This window comes from Streptomyces sp. A1136, from assembly GCF_004795055.1.
Lineage (GTDB): Bacteria > Actinomycetota > Actinomycetes > Streptomycetales > Streptomycetaceae > Streptomyces.
In genome coordinates this window covers 17966-42975 of sequence record NZ_SSBJ01000048.1, presented here as the reverse complement: position 1 = coordinate 42975, position 25010 = coordinate 17966, and the positions used below count along the sequence as shown (strand labels likewise).

Sequence of the window (25010 nt, the reverse complement as noted above, 5' to 3'; positions counted from 1 at the left end):
CGGCCCGGGCCAGGAGCGACTCGGACGACAGGGCCTGAGTCCTGTCGGCCCCTGTCGGCCCCTGTCGGGCTCAGTAGTTCCAGCGGGGCTGACTGCCGTCCTGGCGGCAGTAGATGAGGCGGCCGTTCGCGCCGTGCGTCTCGCGGCCGACGTCGGCCTTGCGGCAGAACTGGCCGGCCTTGTAGCAGTTGCCCGAGTTGGAGACGATCTCGCAGGAGGTCTGCGCCGCGTGTGTCGCCTCCCGGGTCGGCTCCTCGGTCGGTTCCCGGGACGGCGGCGGGGGTGGGGCCGGGGCCTTGGTCGTCGGCTTGGCGGAGGGTGTCGCCACGGCGACGCTCGCGGGGGCCGAGGCGGAGACGGACGCCGTGGGCGAGGCCGAGGGGCCGGGGAGCGGGGTGGAGGAGGGCGGCGCGGACGCGACGGCCGAGGGCGTGCCCGGTGCCAGGGACCGCGCCGGGGCGCTCCCGGTGTCGGGCCCGCAGGCGACCGCCACACCGGCCAGCAGCAGGGCCGCCAGCGTCCTTCGGAGCACCGCTCCCGTACGTCTCGCGCGTCTCGCGCCCGTGTCGTCCGCGTTGTCCATGAATACCCCCACCCCTAGCGGTCTGATGCGGGCACATCATATGAACGCCCGGGGGTGTGCCGGAGGCACTTTCCCCGATCCGGCCCCAGACCGCGCGCGCCTTCGTGGATCGACGCCCGCCGCCGGTCGCGACGCGGGGGCACGGCCGCCGGCCCCGCACCATGGGACCGCTGCGCGGAGCGTTCCCCGCCCCGCCCTTCCCCCGTTCCCCGGGCTCCGCCCGGACCCCCGGGCGCGGGCCGCACATTCAGCCCCGCCGGCGTTCGAGGCGCGGGGACCCGGGGCCGGCCCCGGCAACGGAGCCGCACCCGGATGCGGCGGGCTCCCCGACCGGCCCCGGCGCGCGGCGGCTCCGGGCAAGGTCAGCGCCGCCGGCGTTCGAGGCACGAGGCCACAGGGGCGCACATTCAGCCCCGCCGGCGTTCGAGGCGTGGGGCCCGGGGGCCCCGGGGGCCGGCCCCCGCAACGGCGCCGCAGCCCGGCACCGCGAGGCCGGGCGGCCGCATGGTGTTGCATGGGCGTATGACCAGCGACCTCGGCGGCGACGACTTCCGCCGCACCCTGCACTCCCTGCGCGTCTGGGACGTCCCGCTCCCCTCCTTCGACCCGGAGGCGGCGCCCGCCGAGCCGTTGGAGCTGTTCCGGGACTGGTTCACGCACGCCGCCCGCGCCGGGCAGCCGGAGCCGCACACCATGAGCCTGGCGACGGTCGACGCCGACGGCCGCCCCGACGTCCGCACCCTGATGCTGCACGACGCCGACGCCCGCGGCTGGCACTTCGCCTCGCACGCCACCAGCGCGAAGGGCCGCCAACTCGCCGGGCGGCCCGAGGCCGCGCTGGGCTTCTATTGGCCGGCGGTGGGCCGCCAGATCCGCATCCGGGGCCGCGTCACGGCCTGCGGGGCGCGGGAGAGTCGCGAGGACCTCGCGGTGCGCTCTCGGGGGGCGCTGGCGGCGGCCCTGACCGGCCGGCAGAGCGAGGTGCTGGGCTCCCTCACGGAGCTCGCCGAGGCCTCGGCGGCGGCCTGGGCCCGCGCCGGCGCCGACCCCGAGGCGGCGGCGCCGACTTGGACGCGGTACGTCCTGGACGCGGCGGAGGTCGAGTTCTTCCAGGGCGACGCCGCCCGCCGCCACACCCGGCTCCACTACCGGCGCGACCCCGCCGGGGCCTGGACGCGCACCCTCCTGTGGCCGTGAAGCCCGCACAGCACCGCTCCGGCCCCACCCTCCGGCCCGCACCCCACCGGCCCGCGCCTCAGCTCCGCGCGTAGGAGCCGAGCCCGATCAGGCAGTACACGTACTGGTTGATCGGCGCCCCGTTGAGCGTGTAGCTGTACGAGAACGCGTACTCGGTACGCGGCGTGTCGTCGCAGCGGTGCAGGTCCGAGGTGAAGCCGAAGCGCTGGATCACCTTGTAGTGCGCGTCGGACGCCGAGCAGGAGACCTCCTCCACGTTGTCGACGCGCTGCGCGGTCGTGGAGTCGGGCAGTTGCCCGTTCAGGCAGGTGCCCGTGTCGAACGGGCTCGGATCGGCCGTCGTCGGCACGGCGGAGGGGTAGGAGGACGGGTAGGAGGACGGGTAGGAGGAGGGGTACGGGTAGGCGCCGGAGCCGCTGCTCCCCGTGCCGGAGGTGTACGAGGTGTCGGTCGGCAGCGGCGTCGGCGACCAGGGGCTGTACGTCGGCGTCGCAGTGGCCGACGACGAGGCGGTGTGCTTGTCGTCGTCACCGGCGTTCACCACGACCGCCCCGATGATCACCGCCGCGAGGACGCCGAGCGCCGCCAGGCACCCGCCCGCACCGGAGGACTTGGCCGGCCGCGGTTGCCCGGGTACGGCCGAGGCGACGGTCGCCGGCCCCCCGGCGGCGGCGCCGGACCCCGCCGCGGCCGCGACCCGTATGCGGACCAGTACCTCGCTGCCGCCCACCCGGGCCCGTACGAGGTCGCCGTCCCGACAGCCCGCGGGAATCCGCAGGCGCGTCTCCCCGCCGGGCAGGGACACCGGCAGGATCACGCCGTAGGCGGCCTGCTCGGGGGTGATCGTGAGGGGGATCTCCTGCGAGGACACCGGCTGCTCCGAGGGGTGAGGTGGTACGGACCTTCCTGGCGACATCCCAGGATCGCCGGGTTCCGCCGGGGGACGCAGCGGTTCCGCCGGACCGGTGCCCGGCTGTGACATACGGCGTGGGCCTGCGGTGCGCTACGCCGACTCCCCCGCCTCCGCGCCCTGTTGCGGGTCCGAGCGCGGGCCGGGCCGCGGGGCGGGAGCAGGCGCAGGAGCGGGAGCAGGCGCGGGCGCCGACCGCGGGTCCGGGCGGAAGACCGGGACGGCCACGCCCCCGCCGGTCTCGCGGAAGGCGACCCGCAGCGGCATCCCGATGCCCAGCTCCGCCGTTTCGCAGTCCACGAGTTCCGTCATCATCCGCGGCCCCTCCGCCAGGTCCACCACGGCCGCCACGTACGGCACCCGCTCCCCGAAGGGCGGCAGGTCGTTGCGGTGGATCACCGACCAGGTGTAGAGGACGGCCGAGCCGTCGGCCTCCTCCCAGCGCACCCGGTCCTCCCCCGCCCAGCAGAAGGGGCAGAACTCCCTCGGGTAGTGGTGCGCCCGATCGCACCGCGCGCAGCGCCGCAGCAGCAGTCGGCCCCGTGCGGCCGCCTCCCAGTAGGGACGGGTGAAGTCGTCCGCCTCGGGCAGGTCGTACCGCGCCGTCGTCCCGCTCACAGGAAGAGTCCCGTCGCCGCGTCGAGGGACCAGACCTGCCAACCCATGGTGAAGAGCGCGACGACGGAGATGAGCGCCATCATCGCGTTCTGTCCCTGCTCGGCCCAGTCGTGGATCATCAGCACCAGGTACAGCAGGTTCAACAGCAGCCCCCCGACGAGCGCGACGGGGGTGAGCAGGCCGAGGACCAGGCCGAGACCGAGCGCGAGTTCCGCGTACACCACCACGTACGCGATGAGCTTGGGGCGCGGCCGGACGACCCGGTCGAAGCCGCCCTTGACGAAGGCCCAGCGGTGTTCACCCGCCACGTCGGCGGCCCAGGCGATGCCGGTGCCGCGCTCGAACCAGCCCTTCTTGTCCTTGTGCCGCCAGCTCTCCAGCCACCACAGGCCGAGGCCCATCCGGAGCACGGCTGTCCATTCGGCCCCACTGAGCCAGACGGTCCGCATCGGCTGCCCCCATCCTCCACATCTGACGATACGTCAGTTGAACCGATCGGGACCTGTTACCGCAAGGCCCCCGGAGCCGGTCCGTGACCGATCCGCAATCGATTCCCTCCTTGTCCGAGACCCATCAACCCTCCGTGTCGATACGCTCACACCTCATGCCCGGTGCCCCCACGCCCCCCGACCTGACCACCCAGCCGCGCCCCGTGTACGTGATCGGCGCCGGCCCCGGCGGCCTCGCCGTCGCCGCATCGTTGCGCGCCCGCGGCGTCCGCGCCGTGGTGGTCGAGAAGTCCGACGCCGTCGGCGCCTCCTGGCGCGCCCACTACGACCGGCTGCGCCTGCACACCACGCGGCGCCTCTCCGGGCTTCCGGGGCTGGCCGTGCCGCGCCGCTTCGGGCGGTGGGTCGCACGGGCCGACGTCGTGCGCTACCTGGAGAAGTACGCCGAGTTCCACGAGCTGGAACTGGTCACCGGCGTGGAGGTGACCCGGATCGAACGCGCCGCCGACGGCGACGGGTGGACCCTGTACGCCGGCGGCGGCCGCGTGCTGGCCGCGCGGGCCGTCGTCGTGGCGACCGGGTTCAACCACACCCCGGCGCTGCCCGACTGGCCCGGCCGGGAGGGCTACGCCGGCCGGCTGCTGCACGCCGCCGAGTACCGCGACCCCGCCCCGTACGCCGGTCGGGACGTGCTCGTGGTCGGCGTCGGCAACACCGGCGCGGAGATCGCCGTCGACCTCGCCGAGGGCGGGGCCGCACGGGTGCGGCTCGCCGTCCGCACCGCCCCGCACATCGTGCGCCGCTCCAGCCTCGGCTGGCCGGCCCAGCGCAGCGCGATCCTGGTGCGCCGACTTCCCGTAGGGCTCGTGGACCGGCTCGGCGCGCTCGTCGCCAAGGCGACCGTCCCGGACCTGTCGGCGTACGGGCTCCCGCGCCCCACCACCGGGCTCTACAGCAGGGTCCGCGAGGGCGCCATCCCCGTTCAGGACGTCGGGCTGATCCGCGCCGTCCGTCGCGGTGCGGTCGAACCGGTCGCCGCCGTCACCGCCTTCGACGGCGCCGGGGTGGAGCTGGCGGACGGCAGCCGGATCACCCCGGATGTGGTGATCGCGGCCACCGGCTACCGCCGGGCACTGGAGGGACTGGTCGGCCACCTCGGCGTGCTCGACGAGCGCGGCCGCCCCCGCACGCACGGCGCCCGCACCGCCGCCGAGGCCCCGGACCTCTACTTCACCGGGTTCACCAACCCCATCAGCGGGATGTTCCGCGAGATGGCCCTGGACGCGGAGCGGATCGCCAAGGCCGTGACCCGCCGGCGCCGGCGCGAAGGCCGCGACGACCCGCACGGGGGCGGCCCGCTCGAAGGCCGGCGCCGGACCGCCCGCGCCCGCCGCCGGGTCGGCTGAAACCGTCCTGGACCCCCCACGCGGGGATCTGGGACCGTTCCACACACCACCTCCACCATCTTTCCAGCGCAACCCTGTTCCTGACGGCGTGTCAGTTCAGTAATCTGACTGTGCGTCAGCTAGCGAGACTCATGGAGTTCATCGAGCAGGAGCGGGCGGAACGATGCTTGGATCTACTCACGGCACCCTCACCACCGACTTCCGCGCACGGGTCGAGGCCTGCGGCGAGACCCCCCGGACGGCCGTCCATTCCACGACGGCCCCCTCCGCGCAGGACGCGGCCGCACTGGACGTCAGCGGACGGCCGCTGCGCTCAGACGTGCCCGACCTGGACCGGTTCTTCCGACCCGAGTCCGTGGCCGTCATCGGCGCCTCCGACGCCGAGGGCAGACCGAACACCGGCATCACCCGGCAGCTCATCGCCTGGGCGGAGCGCGTCGGGGCCCGCGTCCACCCCGTCCACCCCACCCGCGCCACCGTCTTCGGACTCCCCTGCCACGCCTCCGTGGCCGCCTTGCCCGAACAGGTGGACCTCGCGGTCCTGCTGGTGGCCGACCCGCTCCCGGTGATCGAGGAACTGGCCGAGTCCAAGGTCAGGTTCGCGGTCGCCTTCGCCTCCGGCTTCGCCGAGACCGGTGACGCCGGGGCCGCGGCCCAGGCCCGGCTCTCCGCCGCCGTCCGCCGATCAGGCCTTCGGCTGCTCGGCCCCAACACCAACCTCAACGCCTTCGAGGCGTTCCGCGACGACCTGGACGGCCCGGCCATCGCGCTGATCACCCAGTCCGGTCACCAGGGCCGGCCCGTGTACGCCCTCCAGGAACTCGGCATCCGACTCTCGCACTGGGCCCCCACGGGCAACGAGGCCGATCTGGAGACCGCCGACTTCATCTCCTACTTCGCCGAGCGGCCCGAGGTCGGCGCCATCGCCTGTTACGTGGAAGGACTCAAGGACGGCCGCGCCTTCCTGCTCGCCGCCGACCGGGCCGCGCGGGCCGGGGTGCCCGTCGTCGCCGTCAAGGTCGGCCGCACCGAGACCGGCGCCCGGACGGCGGCCTCCCACACCGGGAAGCTGACCGGCGCCGACGCGGTCGTGGACGCGGCCATGCGCCAGTTCGGGGTGATCCGGGTCGACGGCCTGGACGAGCTCCAGGACACCGCCGCCCTGCTGGCCCGCGCCCGCCGGCCCCGGACGGAAGGGGTCGTCGTGTACTCCATATCCGGCGGCACCGGGGCGCACTTCTCCGACCTGGCGACCGAGGCGGGGCTGACGCTGCCCACCCTCTCGCAGGCCAAGCAGGCCGAGCTGCACCAGTGGATACCGGAGTACCTGAACGTCGCGAACCCCGTGGACAACGGCGGCCACCCCGTCGGCGACTGGCGCGGCCCCAAGATCATCGAGGCGATCCTGGCCGACCCGTCCGTCGGCGTCCTGATCTGCCCGATCACCGGGCCGTTCCCGCCCATAAGCGACAAGCTGGCGCGGGACCTGGTGGACGCCGCCGAGCGGACGGACAAGCTGGTCTGCGTGATCTGGGGCTCCCCCGTCGGCACGGAGGAGGCGTACCGCACCACACTGCTCGGCTCCTCCCGAGTGGCCACCTTCCGCACCTTCGGCAACTGCATCACCGCCGTACGGGCCTACCTCGGCCACCACCGCTTCACCGCCTCCTACCGCTCGCCCTTCGACGACGCCCCGCGGACGCCCTCCCCCTCGTACCGCAAGGCGCAGGCCCTGATGCGCCCGGGCCGGCAGCTCAGCGAGCACGCGGCGAAGCAGCTCCTGCGGGCGTACGGGATACGGGTCCCGCGCGAGCAGTTGGTGACCAGCGCGGCGGCGGCGGTGCGGGCGGCGGGGCTGGTCGGGTACCCGGTCGTCATGAAGGCCTCGGGGCCGCAGTTGGGGCACAAGACGGAGCTGGGTCTGGTCAAGATCGGCCTGACCTCGGCGAGCCAGATCCGTGACGCCTACCGGGAGCTGACGGACATCGCCCGCTACGAGAACGTCCCCCTGGACGGCATCCTCGTCTGCCAGATGGTCGAGCGGGGCGTCGAGATGGTCGTCGGCGTGACCCGGGACGACCTCTTCGGCCCGACGGTGACGGTGGGCCTGGGCGGGGTGCTGGTGGAGGTCCTGCGCGACGCCGCGGTGCGGGTGCCGCCGTTCGGGGAGGACCAGGCGCGGGCGATGCTGACCGAACTGCGCGGGCACGCGTTGCTGGAGGGCGTACGGGGTGCACCGCCGGCGGACGTGGACGCGCTGGTGGAGGTAGTCCTACGGGTCCAGCGGATGGCCCTGGAGCTGGGCGACACCCTCTCCGAGCTGGACGTGAACCCGCTCATGGTCCTCCCCCGCGGCCAGGGCGCGGTGGCCCTGGACGCCCTGGCCGTCTGCCGATGACGCCGCCCCCGCCCGCCACGAAGGGAGTCCGGCCATGACCCGCGCCCCGCAGGACGACGTGCTGCACCGCGTCGAGGACGGCGTCTCGTGGATCACGCTGAACCGGCCCGAGGCCATGAACGCCGTCACCCCGGAGCAGCGGGAGCGGGTCATCGCGTTGCTCGCGCGGGCGTCCGGGGACCCCGGCGTGCGGGCCGTCGTCCTCACCGCCTCCGGGAAGGGGTTCTGCGCGGGCGCCGACCTGCGCGGGGGGCCGGCCGCCGGTGAGCGCGTCGCGGGGGACGTGGCCCGCGTGATCCGGCTCGGCGCCCAGCGTCTGATCACCGCGGTCCTCGACTGCGAGAAGCCGGTCATCGCCGCGGTCAACGGCACCGCGGCCGGTATCGGCGCCCATCTGGCCCTCGCCTGCGACCTGGTCATCGCGGCCGAAGCGGCGCGCTTCATCGAGGTGTTCGTGCGCCGGGGCCTGGTGCCGGACGGCGGTGGGGCGTACCTCCTGCCCCGCCTGCTCGGGCCGCAGAAGGCCAAGGAGTTGATGTTCTTCGGCGACGCCGTCCCCGCCGTCGAGGCCGCACGCCTGGGGCTGGTCAACGCGGTGGTTCCGGCCGAGGCCCTGGAGGCGACCGCCCGCGGCTGGGCGGAGCGCCTGGCCCAGGGCCCGACCCGAGCCCTGGCCCTGACGAAACAGCTGGTCAACGCCTCGCTGGACGGTGACCGGGCGGCCGCGCTCGCCGCCGAGGCCGCCGCCCAGGAGATCAACATGACCACCGCCGACGCCAATGAGGGCGTCGCGAGTTTCGTTGAGCGTCGCACCCCCAAGTACCTCGGCCGCTGACCGCGCGGGGCGGCGGCCCGCGTACGGCGCCGCCGAGCGGCCCTACATCCGGGGGTTGGGCTTCAGCAGCGCGAACGTCGCCCCGAACGGGTCCGCCACCCAGGCGATCCGGCCGACGTCCGGCACGTCCGCCGCCGGCATGAGCACCGAGCCGCCCTTGCCCTGCACGGTGTCCGCGGTGGCGTCCGTGTCCGTGACGTGGAAGTAGGGGACCCAGCTCGGCCCCGGGCCGCCGTCACCCAGCGGCGCGACCCCGCCGAAGGACGCCTCGCGCTGGTCGCCGTCCGCGGTGCTCAGGACCCGGTACGTCATCCCGGGCACCTGCATCTCCTCGCCGCGCCAGCCGAACACCCCGGTGTAGAAGGAGACGGCCGCGAGCGGGTCCGGCGCGTGCAGCTCCACCCAGACCAGCGAGTTCTCGGCCGAGGCCACCTCCAGGCCGGCGGTCTTCCCGGGCTGCCACGAGGCGAACTGGGCACCCTGCGGGTCGGTGAACTGGGCGAGCCACCCCTCCCCCATGACGTCCATCGGCTCCATCCGGACGGTGCCGCCGCCGTCCCGGACGGCCTGGGCGGTGGCCCGCACGTCCGGGCTCATGAAGTGGACCATCCAGGCGGACTTGGCGCCCTCCTCGGTGAGCGGGCCGATCGCGGCGACGGTCTTGCCGCCCTGCCGGAAGAAGCCGTACCCGCCGGCCTCGGGGCCGGCGGAGACGAAGTCCCAGCCGAAGACGCCGCGGTAGAAGGCGACGGCGGCGTCGACGTCGGGGCTCCCGAGGTCCAGCCAGTTGGGTGAGCCGGTACGGAAATCGGTGCCGAGCATGGGGTCTCTCCCGGGTGTCTGCGGTGGTCCGGCGTACGGCGGCACGCCGGTCCCCGCCACCATGCCGAGCCCGCGCGCGGCTGCCCGGCGTACGGGTCGGGGCGGGCCGGGGTTTCACCCGACCGGGGTAGAGCGGGCCCCTCGGCCCGGGCCGTCCCACCCCTTCACATCTGACGAACCGTCAGCTTCAATCGAAGGGTGATGGGACACGCAGGGATGGCGGCCACCGTCGTCCGATACCTCAGGTCGGTCGGCTCCCCCACCTCCGCCGCGGCGGAGCCCGATCCGCTGCCGGGCGACGCGCTGCCGCGCCCCGACCTGCGGGCCGTACGGGAGGACGAGCGGGCGCCGGTCGCCCCCGCCGAGTTCCGGGCCGTCCTCGGGAACTTCGCCAGCGGGGTCACCGTCATCACCGCCCCGGCCACCGACGGCGCGGACGGGCCGGCCGGCTTCGCCTGCCAGTCGTTCGCCTCGCTGTCCCTGGAACCGCCGCTGGTCACCTTCATGGTGGCGCGGACCTCGACCACCTGGCCCCGGATCGCCCGGGCGGGGGTGTTCTGCGTCAACATCCTGGGCGCCGAACAGGGAGCGCTGTGCCGGTCCTTCGCGGTCAGCGGCGCCGACAAGTTCGCGGGCGTCGCGCACGGCCCCTCCCCCGCGACCGGGTCACCCCTGCTCGACGCCGTGCCGGCGTGGATCGACTGCCGTGTCCACGCCGTCCACACGGGCGGGGACCACCTCATCGTGGTGGGCCGCGTCGAGGCCCTGGGCGCGGCCGGCGAAGGCGACCCGCTCCTGTTCCACCGGGGCAGGTTCGGCCGCTTCGCCCCCTGACCGCCCGATCGGGGCCCCTCTTCCCGGGGACGCCGTCCGGGAAGAGGGGGCCCCGGACGGCGTCAGAAGGTGAGCACCCCGCGCGCGACGCGCCCGTGCCGGGCGTCGTCCACCGCCTTCGCGAAGTCCTCCACCGGGTAGACCTCCGTCACCAGCTCGTCCAGCAGCAGCTTCCCCTGCCGGTACAGCTCGGCGTACAGCGCGATGTCGCGTTGCGGCCGGGAGGACCCGTACCGGCAACCCATGATCGTCTTGTCCAGGTACAGGGACGACACCTGGAAGGACGCCTCCTCCTTGAAGCCGGGCACGCCCAGCAGGACCGCCTGTCCGTGCCGGTCGAGGAGGTCGACGGCCTGCCGGATGAGCCGTACGTGGCCCACGCACTCGAAGGCGTGGTCCGCGCCGGTCGGCAGGATCTCGCGGACCGCCGCGGAGGTGTCGCCGGCGGCCGAGGCGTCGATGAAGTGGGTGGCGCCGAACTGCCGCGCCACCGCCTCCTTCGCCGGGTTGGCGTCCACCGCGACGACGGTCCCGGCCCCCGCGATCCGGGCGCCCTGGAGCACGTTCAACCCGATGCCGCCCGCGCCGATGACGACCACCGACTCTCCGTGGCCCACCCGCGCCCGGTTCAGGACCGCCCCCACCCCGGTCAGGACGCCGCACCCGATCAGCGCGGCCGACGTCGCCGGGATGTCCTCGGGGATCTTCACGGCCTGTACGGCCTTGACGATCGTCCGCTCGGCGAAGGCCGAGTTGGCGGCGAACTGGAACAGCGGCGTCCCGGCGCGCGAGAAGGGTCGCCCCGGCATGCCGATCGCCTTGCGGCACATCGTGGGCCGGCCCCGGTCGCAGTCGGCGCACGCCCCGCAGTTGGCGAGGGTGGACAGCGACACGTGGTCCCCGGCCTCCACGTGGGTGACGCCGGGTCCCACGGCCTCCACCACCCCCGCGCCCTCGTGCCCCAGTACCACCGGCGGCGGGAACGGGATGGTCCCGTCGATCACCGAGAGGTCGCTGTGGCACAGCCCGGCCGCCGATATCGCGACCAGCACCTCCCCCGGCCCCGGGTCGCGGACCTCCAGATCGTCGACCACCCGGGCCTGCTTGCCGTCGAACACGACGCCTCGCATCTCGTCACCGCGTCTCTCTGGGCAGGCCGAGCACGCGCTCGGCGATGATGTTCCGCTGGATCTCGTCCGAGCCGCCGTAGATGGTGTCGGCCCGGCTGAACAGGAAGAGGCGCTGTTCCTCGTCGAGCCCGTGTTCGTACGGGCTCTGCCGGTCCCAGTCGGCCGGTCCGGCGGTGGCCGCCGCGCCGCGCACCGCGACGGCCAGCTCGCCGAGCCGCCGGTGCCAGCCGCCCCACAGGAGCTTCGCGACGCTCGGCGCGCCCTGGTCCGCCCGGCCCCCCAGGGTGCGCAGGGCGTTCCACCGCATGGTGCGCAGCTCGGCCCACTGGCGCACCAGCCGCTCCCGCAGGACGGGATCGTCCGCGCCGGAGGCGGCATGGGCGGCCAGGACCCGTTCCAGCTCGGCCGCGAAGCCGATCTGCTGCACGAGGGTGGACACGCCCCGCTCCAGGGCGAGCAGGCCCATGGCCACGGTCCAGCCGTCGCCTTCACCGCCGACGGCCTCGGCGGCGACCGCCCCGTCGAAGAACACCTCGTTGAACTCGCTGGTCCCGGTCAGCTGGCGGATGGGCCGGACCTCGACGCGGTCCGGCTGGTCCATCGGAACCAGCAGGAAGGTCAGGCCCCGGTGGCGGCGGGAGCCGGGTTCGGTGCGGGCCAGGACGAAGCACCAGTCGGCGTCCCGGGCGAGGGAGGTCCAGATCTTCTGCCCGGTGATCCGGTAGCGCCCGTCGGCGGGGTCGCGGACGGCGGCCGTACGGATCGCGGCGAGGTCGGAGCCGGCGCCGGGCTCGCTGTAACCCTGGCACCACAGCTCCTCGCCTCGGGCGATGCCCGGCAGGTAGCGGTCCCGCTGCCGCCGGGTCCCGTAGGCGACGAGGGTGGGCGCGAGGAGGTTCTCCCCGATGTGGCCGACCCGCCCGGGGGCGCGCAGCGCGGCGTACTCCTCCGCCCACACCACCTGCCCCGTCAGGGAGAGCCGGCGCTGTCCGTAGGCGCCGTCGGGGACGTCCCAGCCCTGGCCGATCCAGCCGCCGCGGCCCAGCTCGCGCTCCCAGGCCCGCCGGGCCCCGATCCCCTCGTGTTCGCTGCCGGGCCCACCGAGCCCGCGGGCGTGCGCGTACGGGCCGACGAGGTGCTCGCCCAGCCACGACCGGGCGTGGCCGCGCAGTTCCTCGTCCGCGGGCCCGAAGCCGAAGTCCATGGTTCCCCTCACGCGTTGGGGCGGTCCTTGGCGGCCGCCGCCCTGGCCATGGCCTCCAGCTGCGCGAGCATCGGCATCGGGTCGGTGCCCACCGTCCCGGGCAGGAAGTCGGCGATCTTCTCGGGGGTCCAGGAGCCGTCGGCGTACGCGGCGCGCAGTTCGCGCGGCTGCGCCCAGACGGCGATCTTCGGGCCGGCGACGGTGTACACCTGGCCGGTGATCTCCGCCGCCTTCGCCCGGTCGCTGAGCAGGTACGTCACGAGCGCCGCGACGTCCTCGGGTTCGCCGATCTCCTTGAGTTCCACGGGGACGTTGGCGGACATCCGGGTCCGGGCGACGGGGGCGACGGCGTTGGCGGTGACCCCGTACTTGGCCAGGCCCAGGGCGGCCGAGCGGACGAGGGAGATGATCCCGCCCTTGGCGGCGCTGTAGTTGGCCTGGGCGACCGAGCCCTGGTGGTTGCCGCTGGTGAAACCGATGAGCGTGCCGGAACCCTGCCCGCGCATGACGGCGGAGGCGGCGCGGAAGACGGTGAAGGTCCCCTTGAGGTGGGTGGCGACCACGGGGTCCCACTCCTGCTCGGACATGTTGAACAGCATCCGCTCGCGCAGGATGCCGGCGACGCAGACGACCCCGTCGACGCGCCCGTACCGGGCGAGGGCGGTGTCGACGACGCGCTGTCCGCCCGCCATGGTGGAGACGTCGTCGGCGACGGCGACGGCCTCGCCGCCCGAGGCCTCGATCTCCTCGACCACGGACGCGGCGATCTCGCTGGTGGGCTCGCCGCCCTCGATGCCCACGCCGTAGTCGTTGACGACGACCTTGGCCCCCTCGGCGGCCGCGGCGAGCGCCACGGCCCGTCCGATGCCCCGGCCCGCCCCGGTGACGGCGACGACCTTGCCTGCCAGGAAGTTCCCCACGCCCGACCCCTTTCCGCAGTTTGTGACGGACCGTTAGATTTTAGGGGCCATCCGATACCGCAGCACAAGCCCCGGGAGTTGATGAGGCCATGACCCTGCCGGCCGAGTTCCACGACATCGCCAAGCGCGTCAACAACTGGGGCCGCTGGGGCGCGGCGGACGAGATCGGGACCCTGAACCTGATCACCGACGCGGTGGTGCGCGCAGCGGCCGCCGAGGTCCGCGCGGGCCTCCGGATACCGCTGGCGCTCCCGCTCAAGGAGGACGGGGTGCAAGCCGGCCTGGTCCCCGGGCGGATCAACCCGCTGCACACGATGGTGCAGATCAACCAGGAGCTGTTCGGTCCGGGCACGGTGGCGTGCAGCGACGACGCCGTGACGATGGGGCTCCAGGCCGGGACCCACTGGGACGCGCTCACCCACGTCTCGCACTCGGGCCGGATCTACAACGGCCGCCCGGCCTCCACGATCACCGCGCATTCCCGCGCCGAGTTCAGCGGCATCGACAAGGCCGGCGCGGTCGTCTCGCGGGGCGTCCTGCTGGACGTGGCCCGCGCCAAGGGTGTGGACCGCCTGCCGGGCGACCATGCCGTGACGCCGGAGGACCTTACGGAGGCGGAGGAGTTCGGCCGGGTCGAGGTCCGGTCGGGCGATGTCGTCCTGGTCCGCACGGGCCAGATCGGGGTGTACCTCGCCGGCGACAAGCACGGCTACGGATTCCCCTCGCCCGGCCTGTCCGTCCGCACCCCGGAGTGGTTCCACGCCCGGGACGTGGCGGCCGTCGCCAACGACACCCTGACCTTCGAGATCTTCCCGCCGGAGATCGACAACCTGTGGCTTCCGGTGCACGCGCTCGACCTGGTCGAGATGGGCATGCTCCAGGGCCAGAACTGGAATCTCGAAAAGTTGTCCACAGCCTGTGCGGAAGAAGGCCGGTACGCGTTCCTGCTCTCCGCGATGCCGGAACCCTTCGTCGGCGGCACCGGCACGCCGGTGGCCCCGGTCGCCGTCCTGTGACTCCTCCACCCCGCCGCCTCACCGTTCCGACAGGAGCGTGAACCAGACGACCTTGACGCAGGCACCCTGCGCCACCACCGCCCAGTCGTCGGCGCAGGCGGCGACGAGCGCGAGCCCCCGCCCACCGGTGGCCAGGAGCGGCGGGCCGCCTCCGGCCGGGGGCCGGAGCCCGAGTTCGGGCGCGCGGTCGTACACGTACACCGTCACCCGCTCGTCGCGGAGCGCCACTTCGACGGCGATTTCCGCGGAATCGGTGTGTCGGTAGGCGTTGGTGACGACCTCCGACGCGCACAACCGGGCGCGCTCCGCCGCTTCGGCCCACCCGGCCGCGCACAGGACGGAGACCACCCAGTCCCGGGCGATCCTCACCGTCCCGGCCCGACTCGGCGCCACCATCCGGTAGGTCGCCCCCCGCCCCGGCCCCTCGTCGGCGGCCGGTAAGGCGTTCGTGTTCGTCATCGCGATCGTCTCCCTGGACGGTACGGGTCCGCGCACGCCTGCCCTCCGTGGCATCGGCCGCCTCAACATGACGCCCCCTCAAGGCGACTGTCAGCGACTGCACTTCGGTCCAACGGGCCTGCGACGCGGTGCAGTGGGGACGACAGTAGCGGATCGGTATCAAGCTTGATACCGACATCCACAAAAGATGGGACGGGTAGACCCTGCGGTGAACCACGGGCCACACTGAGACCCGACAGGAAGGGAGCCGATGCCACCGAGGAAGGCACCGACCGCGCGCCAGCGCCGATTGGGTTCCGAGTTGCGGAAAATCCGTGAGCACGCGGGGATTTCACTGACCGACGCGGCGGCGCAGCTCAGTACCGACCGGACCACCATGAGCAGCATCGAGAGCGGTCGCTTCGGCGTGAGCAGCGAACGCGTGCGGACGTGGGCCGGCCACTACGGGTGTCCGGACGCGGACTACGTCGACGCCCTCGCGGCCATCGCCGAGGAGAGGGGACGCGGTTGGTGGGACGAGTACCGCGACGATCTCTCCGCCGGCGCGCTCGACCTCGCCGAACTCGAACACCACGCCGTCGCAATCCGAGCGGTGCAGATCATGCATATGCCCGGCCTGCTCCAGACCGAGGACTACGCCCGCGCGGTGTTCGAGGAGGCGGTGCCGGCCCTGCGTCCGATCGACCTCCGCCGCCGCCTCTCGCACCGCATGCGACGACGCGACGTCCTCGACCGGGCGGACGCCCCCGCCTTCACCTTCCTGATCCACGAGGCGGCGCTGCGGATGAGGTTCGGCAACCGGAGGATCACCGCCAACCAGCTCGACTACCTCCTGAAGCAGTCGGAGCGGGACAACGTCACCGTACGAGTGATCGCGTTCGAGGTGGGCGGTTTCCCGAACGCGGGGAGCTCGACACTTTACGCACACGGTCCGGTGCCTCAGTTGGACACCGTCCAGACGGACACCCCGACCGGCCCCGCGTTCCTCGACGCCGAGACGAGGCTCGCCAACTACCGGGCCGTGCTGGACCGGACCGAGGAGCGGGCGTACGACCCAGAACGGTCTCGCGACGTCATTCGCGAGATGGCGCAACAAGTGTGAAGGCGTGAGAACAGTGGAAATTCAGTGGCGCAAGTCTTCGAAGTCGACCGACGCCGAGGGCAACTGCCTGGAGGTCGCGATGCAGGATGGCGAGATCCTGATGCGCGAGAGCGATCACCCCGGCGTCATCATCAGGACGTCCCGAGCCAAGCTCCGGGCCTTCATCGACGGAGCCGCCGCAGGCGAGTTTGACGACCTCGCCTGAGCCTCCGACAACGCGGTTCCCGCAGCCCCTTGCCCGCGACGGGCAGGGGGCTGCGGCGCGCGTACCACGGCTTGGCATATTCCGTCTCACCCGTTAGACGTCAAACGGTTGATACGCGTCTGTAGCCACCGCTACCGTCAAAGCGCGCCCTCCGGCTCGGCCCGCGCGGCGCGACTCCCCCTGCCCTTGCGCCGGTCGGGGGAGGTCACCGTTGCCCCCTCACCGCTGCTCGTCACAGCCCTGAGGGGGCAACCCGGCCACGGCAGGAGCGCCCGCACATGCCCGCGAAACGTCAGCCCTCGCCCAGCACCCGAACACATCGGGACTGTACGGTCGCGCTCCGCACCGGATATTGGTTCGAGGCGCTCTGCTATCGCGACGCCTACGCAACCGTGCCCGAATTGCTCGACCGGCTCATGCTGGACACCCCCGAAGAGGCCGTCCGCCTGATCCGGACGCAGATCCGGACCACCCGCCCCTTCGCCCTGGCCCCCGCCGAGGTGGATCGGGCGCTCGCCTGGGCCGACGGCGGCGGCCGCTTGCAGGCCCTCGCCGCCCTCCACCGGGGTGAACCCGCCGGCTTCAGCATCGTCCTGCGTAGCGGCCTGCGCCCCGAATGGCGCGTACGCCCCGTCGACTACCTCCTGATGACGCTCGCCCACTGACGCAGCCACCGGCGCGGCCATGGACGGCCCCCGGAGGGGACCTACTGGGTGGCGGCGTACGCGCATGCACGCCCCGAGCGCGGCACGGCAGCCGCCACCCCACGACCCGCACTCGTCAAGGCAGGACCCTTGGCGTCCCCTCGCGACGAATCGCTCCACACCAGAGTGATCAACGCGTGACGAACCGTCAACACCTCGTTAGAGGTACACGCGGGGTTCCCGGATCGGGGCAAAGAATTCGGCAGACCTTTCCGGGGCGCCCTCGGCGCGGTCGGCGCCCGCTTCCCGCGCCCGGTCGATCTCGCACCAGATCCGCTTCCCCGCGCCCTCGCGCTGCCAGCCCCAGCGGTCCGCGAGACCGTCGACCAGCTCCAGGCCGCGCCCGCCGGTGTCGTCGCCGGCGGCCCGCCGCCGGGCGGGCGCCCGGTCGCTGGCGTCCGCGACCTCGACCCGCACCCCGGGCCCCCCGAACAGCATCCGCAGCACGGCGGGACAGCCGGTGTGCACGACCGCGTTGGTGACCAGCTCCGAGATCAGCAGGATCAGCGTCTCGGCGAGCGGCTCGTCGTCCCCTATCCCGGAACCCGCCAGCCGCGAGCGCGCCCATCGGCGCGCCCGGCCGACCTCGGCGGGGTCCGCTCCTACCTCAAGCTGAACCTGAAGCACCTGCACCGCTCACACCATCCGAACCGGCGGACACTTCGCCTCACGACGGAACGGGGTCACGGCCAGTGACCCCCTTGCGTAGCAGCATGGTTGACATACAGTCACCACAACAAGCGCTTCGGGCATATTCCAGCGCGAAGAAGTAGGCGTGGTGCATACTGTGCGACGCTCACGCCGCGGGGCCGCTCGCATTCGTGGGAGCGTACCGGAGCGCACCCCCGACTCCGGTCCGTAAGGGGGCGAGCGAAGGACACAAACCGATATCAACTCTGTGTAATCGGACATGAGTCCCGCCTCGTTCCCCCGTGCCTCACGCGGACGACCCCAACAGGTCCGCCGCCAACAGCTCCTCCGCCCGCGCCGCCGTCCGCCACTGCTCCGCGCGGACCCACGCCCGCTTCAGGTGCAGGTGCACGTCCGCCTCCCAGGTGAAGCCCATCCCGCCGTACACCTGGAGGCAGTCGCGGGCCCCCCGCACCGCCGCCTCATCGGCCAGCAGCTTCGCCGCCGCGATCTCGGCGCCGTCGCCCGTCACGGCCGCCGCGTACACCGCCACACGGGCCACCTCCGCCCGCACCAGCATGCCCGCGCACAGGTGCTTGACCGCCTGGAACGCCCCGATCGGCTGCCCGAACTGCTCCCGCCCGCGCGCGTGGTCCGCGGCCAGCTCCACCGTGCGCAGGGCGCTCCCGAGCTGGAGCGCGGCCGTCAGCAGCGCGCCCTCGTCCCGGTACCGGCCCGCCCGCCCCGGCCGGGTCACCCGGTGCAGCGGCGTCAGCGGGTCCACCGAACGCACTGGCTCGCCCCCGGGCGGCTCGGGCGCCCCGAGGACCGCGTCGGCCTCCCCCAGGTGGGCCACCAAGGGCCCCTCCAGGTCGTACGCCGTCACCACCGTCGTCCCGGTCGCGGCGCCCGGCACCACCCCGGCCGCCAGGAACGTGGCCACCAGCGGCCCCGGCAGCAGGGCCCGCCCGGCCTCCTCGAAGACGACGACGGCCTCCGCGAGCCCGAGCCCGACCCCGCCCTCGGCCTCCGGCAGGCGCAGCGCGAAGAACCCGGCGTCGCCCAGCTCCCGCCACAGCCGGCGGTCCACCGCGACGCCCGCCTCCACCGAGGCCCGCAGCGCCTCGCGCCCGTACCGCCCGGCGAGGAGGTCCCGTACGCCCGCCCGCAGGTCGCGTTGGACCCGGCTCGGCTGGAAGTCCACGCCCCTCACCGCCCCTTCGGCAGGCCGAGGACGCGCTCGGCGACGATGTTCCGCTGGATCTGGGAGGTGCCCGCGGCGATGGTGTACGACAGGGACGAGAGCCGGTCCAGGACCCACTCCTCCTCCAGCGCGAGCGAGCCCGCGCCGAGCACCTGCGCCGCGGCGTCGTACAGCTCCTGCCGCGCGTGGGAGTACGCCAGCTTGAAGACGCTGCCACCCGTGCCGGGGACGCCGCCCGAGCGCTCCGATTCGCTGACGTTCCACTGCGTCAGCCTCCAGAGTGCGCCGAATTCCCCGTGGAGTCGTCCCAGGGTGCGACGTAGGACGGGATCGTCCCAGCGCCCGTTCTCCTTCGCGGCGCGGGCCAGCAGGGCGAGCGTGCGGCGGCAGGCCACCACCTCGCCGACGAAGGCGGTACCCCGCTCGAAGGACAGCGTCACCATCGTGACCCGCCACCCGTCGTTCTCCGCCCCCACCCGGTTCGCCACCGGCACCCGCACCTCGTCCAGGAACACCTCCGCGAACTCCGCCGATCCCGCGAGGGTGCGCAGCGGCCGCACGGTGATCCCGGGGGCGTCCATCGGCATGGCCAGCCAGCTGATGCCCTTGTGTTTGGGGGCCCCGGGGTCGGTGCGGACCAGCAGTTCGCACCAGTCGGCGACCTCCGCGTGCGAGGTCCAGATCTTGGAACCGGTGATCACGTAGTCGTCGCCGTCGCGGACCGCGCGGGTCCGCAGTGATGCCAGGTCCGAGCCGGCGTCCGGCTCGCTGAACCCCTGGCACCACATCTCGTCGCCGCGCAGCACCGGCGGCAGCCAGCGCGCCCGCTGCTCGGCGCTGCCCTCGGCGGCGATGGTGGGCCCGGCGTGCAGGAGTCCGACGAAGTTCGCGCCGACGTACGGGGCGCCGGCCCGTTCCGTCTCCTCCAGGAAGATCAGGTGCTGGGTGGGGGTCGCGCCGCGCCCGCCCGCGTCGCGGGGCCAGTGCAGGCCCGCGTACCCGGCGTCGTACAGCCGGCGCTGCCAGCCCGCGTCGTAGGCGCGGCGGGCCGGCCAGTCGTCCGGGGACGGTTTGGGGGGCAGCGTGGGCAGCTCCTGGGCGAGCCACTCGCGCAGCCGGGCCCGGAACTCCCGCTCCTCCTCGGTGGGGGTCAGGTCCACTGGCGGTCCCCGCGCCGGCGGTCGAGGTCCAGGCCCAGCATGCGGATGGCGTTGCCCCGCATCAGCTTGTAGACGGTCTCGTCGTCGAGGCCCTTCACGTGGTCGAGGGCGACGTCCTTGGTGTGCGGGAAGGTCGAGTCGACGTGCGGGTAGTCGGTCTCGAAGGTCGCGTTGTCGCGTCCGACGACGTCGAGCGAGGCGATGCCGTGCTTGTCGCGGAAGAAGCAGCAGAACATCTGCCGGTAGTAGTAGGCGGACGGCGGCTCGGGGATCAGGTCGCGGACCCCGCCCCATGCGCGGTGCTCGCGCCACACGTCGTCGGCGCGTTCCAGGGCGTACGGGATCCAACCCATCTGGCCTTCGCTGTAGGCCAGCTTGAGCGTCGGGAAGCGCACCAGCACCCCGCTGAAGAGGAAGTCCATCATCGAGGCCATCGCGTTGTTGAAGCTGAGCGCGGCCTGCACGGCGGGCGGCGCGTCCGGGGACGCGGCGGGCATCTGAGAGGAGGAGCCGATGTGCATGTTGACGACGGTGCCGGTCTCCTGGCAGACGGCGAAGAAGGGGTCCCAGTACCCGGAGTGGATGGACGGCAGGCCGAGGTAGGTCGGGATCTCGGAGAAGGTGACGGCGCGCACGCCCCGCGCGGCGTTGCGCCGGACCTCCGCCACCGCCAGGTCGATGTCCCAGAGCGGGACGATGCACAGCGGGATCAACCGGCCGCCGCTGTCACCGCACCATTCCTCGACCATCCAGTCGTTGTAGGCGCGCACGCAGGCCAGGGCCACTTCCTTGTCGTGCGCCTCGGCGAAGGTCTGACCACAGAACCGGGGGAAGGTCGGGAAGCACAGGGAGGCCTCGACGTGGTTGAGGTCCATGTCCGCCAGCCGGGCCGCGGGGTCCCAGCAGCCGCGGCGCATCTCCTCGCGGGTGATGCCCTCCAGGGTCATGTCGTCGCGGTCGAAGCCGACGGCGGCGATGTTGCGCTTGTACGGGAACTTCAGGTCCTCGTAGATCCACCAGTCGGTCGGCGGTCCCTCGGGGTCCATGGAGATCACGTACTTGCCGCCGGTGTAGACCAGCTCGCCGATGCCCGCGGTGAGCGCCTTGGGACCGCGGTCGCGGTACTTGGCCGGCAGCCACACGTCGAAGAGGTGGGCGGGTTCGATCACGTGGTCGTCGACGCTGATGATCCGTGGCAGTTCCGTGTCCATGTGTCCGGTGTCCCCTCGCCGTATCTGATGGACCGTCAGAAACAAGCTAGCGCCGCCCGCTCTGGACCGGCAAGCGTCGGAGCCCTACGCTCTCGCCTGATCTGACACATCGTCAGCCAGGGGCGGAGCGAGGGGGAGGATTCGGGATGACGAGGAAGGACCGGACGACGGACTCCGAAACGGCGGTGGAGACGGCGCGGGGTCTCGGCGGCTCCCGCACCCTCTGGGAGCTCGTCGCCCGCCGGGCCGCCCTCAGCCCCACCACCCCCGTGCTGATCGAGGCCGCCCCGGACCCGGCCGACGACCGCACCCTCACCTTCGGCGCGCTCCACGACCGCGCGGAACGGGTCGCGGCGGGCCTGTACGCGATGGGCGTCCGGCTGGGCACGGTCGTCGCCTGGCAACTGCCGACCCGGATCGAGACGGTGCTGCTCTCCCTCGCGCTGGCCCGGCTCGGCGCCGTCCAATCACCCGTCATCCCCTTCTACCGGGACCGGGAGGCGGGCTTCGCGCTGCGGGAGTCGGGGGCGGAGTTCTTCGCCGTCCCCGGGGAGTGGCGCGGCTTCGACCACGCGGCGATGGCGGCCCGACTGGGGGCGCGGGGGGTGTTCGGGGCCTACGAGGACCTCCCGACCGGCGACCCGGCCATCCTGCCCGCGCCGCCCGCCTCGGGGACGGACGTCCGCTGGATCTACTGGACCTCCGGCACGACCTCCGACCCCAAGGGCGTGCTGCACACCGACCGGTCCCTGATCGCCGGCGGCTCCTGCCTGGCGGACGCCCTGCGGCCGGTGCCGGGGGACGTCGGCTCGGTGGCGTTCCCGTACGCGCACATAGGCGGCCCCGACTACCTGGTGATGCTGCTGCTGTACGGGTTCCCGGCGGTCCTGTTCGAGAAGTTCGCGATGCCGGACGCCCTGGAGGGGTACCGCCGTCACGGGGTCACCATCGCCGGCGGCTCCACCGCCTTCTACTCCATGTTCCTCACCGAGCAGCGCAAGGCCCCGGGCACGAAGCTCGTCCCGAGCCTGCGCCTGTTGGCGGGCGGAGGCGCCCCGAAGCCGCCGGAGATCTACCACGCGGTCGTCCGCGAACTGGGCTGCGGGCTCACCCACGGCTACGGCATGACCGAGGTCCCGATGATCACGATGGGGGACCCGGACGACACGGACGAGAACCTCGCGACCACCGAGGGCCGGCCCCCGAAGGGCATGTCGATCCGCATCACGACCCCTGAGGGCACCCCGCTGCCGCCGTCCGTCGACGGGGAGGTCCGCCTGCGGGGCGAGGCGGTCTGCCGGGGCTACCTGAACCCCGACCGGACGGCGGAGGCCTTCGACGCCGACGGCTACCTGATCACCGGCGATCTCGGTCACCTCACCCCCGACGGGCACCTGGTCCTGACCGGCCGCAGCAAGGACGTCATCATCCGCAAGGGGGAGAACATCTCGGCGAAGGAGATCGAGGACCTGCTCCACCTGCTCCCCGATGTCGCCGACGCCGCCGTCATCGGCCTCCCGGACCCGGAGCGCGGCGAACGCGTCTGCGCGGTGGTCGAGCAACCCCCGGGGGCGCCCGCGTTGACGCTGTCCGGTGTCACGGCCCACCTGCGCGCCCAGGGACTGTCCCCGCACAAGCTCCCGGAGCAACTGGAGCTGGTGGAAGCCCTGCCGCGCAACGACGCCCTGCGCAAGGTGCTCAAGTACAAACTCCGCGAGCGCTACGCCTGAGGGCGAACGCGGCGCGCCGGCCTCCGAGACGAGGGTGGGGGACTCGGAGACCGGCGGGAGCGCTTGCGCGGTGAGGGTTAGATGTTCTTCAGGTAACCGCTCTTGAACCCGTAGGCGTTGGCGACGACCTGCTGGCGCTTGTCGATCTCGACGCCGAAGCCCTTGTAGATGATCGAGCCCTCCCAGACGACCTGGCCGATGGCGTTGCCGTCGGCGAGCTGGGCCTTCGGGACGCCGTGGCCGATGGAGACGGCGCCGTTGAAGTTGCGCTTGCCGCAGTCGGCGTGGTCGACCTTGTCGATCTTGGAGCCGTTGGTGTGGTAGTTCACCCACACACTCAGCTTGGTGATGGTGATGCCGAAGATCTTCTGCCGGACGGTGTAGGTGGTGTCCCACCAGCCGGCGTGCAGCTTGCCCGCTGCGGAGACACCGGAGAGGTCGCCGGCGTCGGGGGTGAAGGTGGCCTCGCTGTCACCGGCGATCTGGACGTCGCCGTTCTTGAGGTTCACCAGCGAGTGCGAGGGCGTGCCGTCGGTGGGGACGTCGGCGACCTCTTCGAGCAGCGCCTTGAGGTTCTCGGGGTCCTCGGCGTAGTTGAGGAACTTCACCTGCTTGTCGTGACCCAGGGCGTCGAAGTCCCGCAGGGCGTCGGCCGCGCCCTCTTCGGTGCTGCTCTTGAGGGAGTTCTGGTAGGCGGCGATGCGCGCGCCGTCCTGCGAGATGAGCGAGGCGCTGGCGTTGCCGGTGCCCAGCAGCGCGGTGGAGGCGAGGACGGCGAGAACGGCTGCGGTGCGGCGGGGGGTTATGACCTTGGACATGGCTGAGCGGAAGCCCTTCACGTTGGGGGGTGGCTTGCGAAACTCAGCTAACCAGCGGAACAAACCGTTCCCGCTCAACAGATGCTCAGATCTTGGATCTTGCTCGTGCCGTGATGCGCACAAGCGGTAAATGCCGTTTCACGGGCGGCAGTTGGACTAAATGACGCGCGGCCCTCCAACCCATCGTGATCGGGGGACAGCCGACCCTTGCGGCGCGCCGACACCGGGTTCTCTCGGGCCTCGACGGGCGGGGAGAGGCGCACGGCGTACCAGACCATAGGGGCCCGGTCAGCCCCGGACCGCGTCGAGTCCTACCGGGACCGGTGGGACGCCGGAGGTCGTCGTCTCCGCCGGCCGGCCACCCCCGCTTCCCTCTCCCGGAGCGGCGAGTTGTGCGGCTAGGCCGCCTGCGAGCCCGTACGTCGCACCGGCGGTGGGAGCGCCCGAGCCCGGCGGGCACCGGCGCCGGCGGTCACGTGGCCTGTCCGGCGCCCTCGGTTAGCGCGTCACCGACTCGATGAAGGCGGCCGCCTCGTGTTCGGAGACGGGGACGTGGTCGATGTCGTCGTGGCCGAGCGCGTAGAGCGTGAGGTACTCGGTCGGCTCGGAAACGGCGGAGCGGGGCGCCCCCCTGGGGGTGCCCCGCTCCGGCGGAAGGGTCAGGCGTCCGGCGCGGCCACGCCGCAGTAGCCGGCGAAGGCCGTGAGGATCTCCTCCTCCGAGATCCGTCCGTCGCCGTCCGCGTCGAGGCCCGTGGCGATCTGCGCCGCCAACTCCGGCGGGGTGCCGAGTACGCGCAGGACGCGGGTGGCGGCCGCCGGGGAGGCGCCGGCCGCCGAGCCGTCGTCGGAGGCCGCCGCGATCACCGCGCGCAGGAACGGCCGGGCGATCTCCGCGAAGCGCTCCGGGTTGTCGCGCAGCCGCTTCACCGCACCCGTCACGAACTCCTCGCGCGACACCCGCTGGTCGCCGTCGACGTCCGCGATGCCCGCCATTCCCTGCCAGAACGCCTCGGCGCCGGCGAAGACGGACTGACCCTTGTCCGATCGTGCCCGGACCCCGAATTCGGCCAGCACCGCCCGCGCGGCGACGCTGAAATCCTCGCGGTCGATGTAGCCGGACCCGTCCTGGTCGAAGGTGGCGAATCGGGAGGCGATCTTGCGCTCGTACTCTGCGCTGTCCATATTCGGCGTTCCGCCTTCACATGTGCGTGTGGGTGCAGTTCAGGTGCGGTCAGGAAACGCGGCCGTGGGGTGCCGTCAAGCACCTCACGAGGAGCGGTTCAAGACAAGGCAGGAGCGTACGGCCTCGGTGGCCCGCACGTTAAGCCGAGCCGTCGGGGAGATGGCCGCATCGAACCCGCGCACGGGAAGCGCGGCGGGGCGCGTACAGATGTGCCTATGCGGGCGTCATGTTCCTTTCGCGCGGCGTCGGTGCCCGTACCACGACGGGCACACTTCCCGGG

At 72.9% G+C, this 25010-nt stretch carries 25 protein-coding genes; 10 read left to right on the top strand and 15 right to left on the bottom strand.

The features are described 5' to 3' along the window. Positions 1 to 70 precede the first annotated feature (70 nt). Complete coding sequence (locus E6R62_RS32435) at positions 71 to 583, bottom strand: hypothetical protein (RefSeq protein ID WP_136217057.1); 513 nt, start codon at positions 581 to 583, stop codon at positions 71 to 73. Between the two features lie 522 nt (positions 584 to 1105). Between E6R62_RS32435 and E6R62_RS32430 the strand changes: the two genes are divergently transcribed. Beyond that, a complete protein-coding gene (locus E6R62_RS32430; protein WP_136217056.1) occupies positions 1106 to 1780 on the top strand; it encodes a pyridoxal 5'-phosphate synthase in 675 nt (224 codons plus the stop codon). A gap of 58 nt (positions 1781 to 1838) precedes the next feature. Here the strand turns inward: E6R62_RS32430 and E6R62_RS32425 are convergent, their stop codons facing one another. The 3 genes from E6R62_RS32425 to E6R62_RS32415 all read right to left on the bottom strand — a co-directional run bounded on the left by E6R62_RS32425 (position 1839) and on the right by E6R62_RS32415 (position 3757). Next, positions 1839 to 2651 carry a hypothetical protein gene (locus E6R62_RS32425; protein WP_136217055.1) on the bottom strand — a complete coding sequence of 271 codons (813 nt, stop codon included), beginning with the start codon at positions 2649 to 2651 and terminating at the stop codon, positions 1839 to 1841. A gap of 132 nt (positions 2652 to 2783) precedes the next feature. Further along, on the bottom strand, positions 2784 to 3308 hold the full coding sequence (locus E6R62_RS32420; RefSeq protein ID WP_206308914.1) for a Zn-ribbon domain-containing OB-fold protein: 525 nt from the start codon (positions 3306 to 3308) through the stop codon (positions 2784 to 2786). Further along, positions 3305 to 3757, bottom strand: a complete 453-nt coding sequence (locus E6R62_RS32415) for a DoxX family membrane protein (RefSeq protein ID WP_136217053.1) — start codon at positions 3755 to 3757, stop codon at positions 3305 to 3307. The genes E6R62_RS32420 and E6R62_RS32415 overlap by 4 nt, the downstream gene beginning before the upstream one ends. Positions 3758 to 3912: 155 nt before the next feature. On the opposite strand from E6R62_RS32415, the gene E6R62_RS32410 reads away from it, so the two are divergent. From E6R62_RS32410 to E6R62_RS32400, 3 genes are all read left to right on the top strand, one after another. Further along, entirely contained in the window at positions 3913 to 5163 is a 1251-nt protein-coding gene (locus E6R62_RS32410; protein ID WP_136217052.1) for an NAD(P)/FAD-dependent oxidoreductase, read from the top strand. A 163-nt stretch (positions 5164 to 5326) separates the two neighbouring features. After that, complete coding sequence (locus E6R62_RS32405) at positions 5327 to 7561, top strand: acetate--CoA ligase family protein (RefSeq protein WP_136217051.1); 2235 nt, start codon at positions 5327 to 5329, stop codon at positions 7559 to 7561. A 34-nt stretch (positions 7562 to 7595) separates the two neighbouring features. Next, on the top strand, positions 7596 to 8396 hold the full coding sequence (locus E6R62_RS32400) for an enoyl-CoA hydratase/isomerase family protein (RefSeq protein WP_136217050.1): 801 nt from the start codon (positions 7596 to 7598) through the stop codon (positions 8394 to 8396). Positions 8397 to 8438: 42 nt separating this feature from the next. Here E6R62_RS32400 and E6R62_RS32395 read toward each other — a convergent pair whose 3' ends face one another. Beyond that, the gene (locus E6R62_RS32395; RefSeq protein WP_136217049.1) at positions 8439 to 9218 is read right to left on the bottom strand and encodes a VOC family protein; all 780 of its coding nucleotides are present in this window, start codon (positions 9216 to 9218) and stop codon (positions 8439 to 8441) included. A 216-nt stretch (positions 9219 to 9434) separates the two neighbouring features. On the opposite strand from E6R62_RS32395, the gene E6R62_RS32390 reads away from it, so the two are divergent. Next, positions 9435 to 10052 carry a flavin reductase family protein gene (locus E6R62_RS32390; protein ID WP_136217061.1) on the top strand — a complete coding sequence of 206 codons (618 nt, stop codon included), beginning with the start codon at positions 9435 to 9437 and terminating at the stop codon, positions 10050 to 10052. A gap of 62 nt (positions 10053 to 10114) precedes the next feature. On the opposite strand, the gene E6R62_RS32385 is transcribed toward E6R62_RS32390, so the two are convergent. From E6R62_RS32385 to E6R62_RS32375, 3 genes are read right to left on the bottom strand one after another with little or no spacing between them, the layout of a single operon-like run. Then, positions 10115 to 11182 carry a Zn-dependent alcohol dehydrogenase gene (locus E6R62_RS32385; RefSeq protein ID WP_136217048.1) on the bottom strand — a complete coding sequence of 356 codons (1068 nt, stop codon included), beginning with the start codon at positions 11180 to 11182 and terminating at the stop codon, positions 10115 to 10117. 4 nt (positions 11183 to 11186) lie between these two features. After that, positions 11187 to 12386: an acyl-CoA dehydrogenase family protein gene (locus E6R62_RS32380; RefSeq protein ID WP_136217060.1), complete on the bottom strand. Its 1200-nt coding sequence runs from the start codon at positions 12384 to 12386 to the stop codon at positions 11187 to 11189. An 8-nt stretch (positions 12387 to 12394) separates the two neighbouring features. After that, a complete protein-coding gene (locus E6R62_RS32375; RefSeq protein ID WP_136217047.1) occupies positions 12395 to 13306 on the bottom strand; it encodes an SDR family NAD(P)-dependent oxidoreductase in 912 nt (303 codons plus the stop codon). A gap of 89 nt (positions 13307 to 13395) precedes the next feature. Here E6R62_RS32375 and E6R62_RS32370 point away from each other — a divergent pair, with 89 nt between their 5' ends. Next, a complete protein-coding gene (locus E6R62_RS32370; protein WP_136217046.1) occupies positions 13396 to 14322 on the top strand; it encodes a cyclase family protein in 927 nt (308 codons plus the stop codon). An 18-nt stretch (positions 14323 to 14340) separates the two neighbouring features. Here E6R62_RS32370 and E6R62_RS32365 read toward each other — a convergent pair whose 3' ends face one another. Beyond that, a complete protein-coding gene (locus tag E6R62_RS32365; protein ID WP_168714251.1) occupies positions 14341 to 14781 on the bottom strand; it encodes an ATP-binding protein in 441 nt (146 codons plus the stop codon). A gap of 250 nt (positions 14782 to 15031) precedes the next feature. On the opposite strand from E6R62_RS32365, the gene E6R62_RS32360 reads away from it, so the two are divergent. The 3 genes from E6R62_RS32360 to E6R62_RS32350 all read left to right on the top strand — a co-directional run bounded on the left by E6R62_RS32360 (position 15032) and on the right by E6R62_RS32350 (position 16753). After that, positions 15032 to 15883 carry a Scr1 family TA system antitoxin-like transcriptional regulator gene (locus tag E6R62_RS32360; RefSeq protein WP_136217044.1) on the top strand — a complete coding sequence of 284 codons (852 nt, stop codon included), beginning with the start codon at positions 15032 to 15034 and terminating at the stop codon, positions 15881 to 15883. A 13-nt stretch (positions 15884 to 15896) separates the two neighbouring features. Further along, positions 15897 to 16088, top strand: coding sequence for a DUF397 domain-containing protein (locus tag E6R62_RS32355; protein WP_168714250.1), 192 nt, complete (start codon positions 15897 to 15899; stop codon positions 16086 to 16088). 278 nt (positions 16089 to 16366) lie between these two features. After that, a complete protein-coding gene (locus tag E6R62_RS32350) occupies positions 16367 to 16753 on the top strand; it encodes a hypothetical protein (protein ID WP_136217042.1) in 387 nt (128 codons plus the stop codon). A 198-nt stretch (positions 16754 to 16951) separates the two neighbouring features. Here E6R62_RS32350 and E6R62_RS32345 read toward each other — a convergent pair whose 3' ends face one another. The 4 genes from E6R62_RS32345 to E6R62_RS32330 form a co-directional block, all read right to left on the bottom strand. After that, positions 16952 to 17425 carry an ATP-binding protein gene (locus tag E6R62_RS32345; RefSeq protein WP_136217041.1) on the bottom strand — a complete coding sequence of 158 codons (474 nt, stop codon included), beginning with the start codon at positions 17423 to 17425 and terminating at the stop codon, positions 16952 to 16954. 304 nt (positions 17426 to 17729) lie between these two features. Continuing rightward, entirely contained in the window at positions 17730 to 18626 is an 897-nt protein-coding gene (locus E6R62_RS32340) for an acyl-CoA dehydrogenase family protein (RefSeq protein ID WP_136217040.1), read from the bottom strand. A 5-nt stretch (positions 18627 to 18631) separates the two neighbouring features. Next, positions 18632 to 19786, bottom strand: a complete 1155-nt coding sequence (locus E6R62_RS32335; protein ID WP_136217039.1) for an acyl-CoA dehydrogenase — start codon at positions 19784 to 19786, stop codon at positions 18632 to 18634. Then, on the bottom strand, positions 19777 to 20997 hold the full coding sequence (locus E6R62_RS32330; RefSeq protein ID WP_136217038.1) for an amidohydrolase family protein: 1221 nt from the start codon (positions 20995 to 20997) through the stop codon (positions 19777 to 19779). The genes E6R62_RS32335 and E6R62_RS32330 overlap by 10 nt, the downstream gene beginning before the upstream one ends. Positions 20998 to 21143: 146 nt before the next feature. On the opposite strand from E6R62_RS32330, the gene E6R62_RS32325 reads away from it, so the two are divergent. After that, entirely contained in the window at positions 21144 to 22727 is a 1584-nt protein-coding gene (locus E6R62_RS32325; protein WP_136217037.1) for a class I adenylate-forming enzyme family protein, read from the top strand. A 77-nt stretch (positions 22728 to 22804) separates the two neighbouring features. Here E6R62_RS32325 and E6R62_RS32320 read toward each other — a convergent pair whose 3' ends face one another. Next, the gene (locus E6R62_RS32320; RefSeq protein ID WP_136217036.1) at positions 22805 to 23545 is read right to left on the bottom strand and encodes a hypothetical protein; all 741 of its coding nucleotides are present in this window, start codon (positions 23543 to 23545) and stop codon (positions 22805 to 22807) included. A 659-nt stretch (positions 23546 to 24204) separates the two neighbouring features. Further along, positions 24205 to 24729 carry an EF-hand domain-containing protein gene (locus tag E6R62_RS32315; protein WP_136217035.1) on the bottom strand — a complete coding sequence of 175 codons (525 nt, stop codon included), beginning with the start codon at positions 24727 to 24729 and terminating at the stop codon, positions 24205 to 24207. Positions 24730 to 25010: the final 281 nt, after the last annotated feature.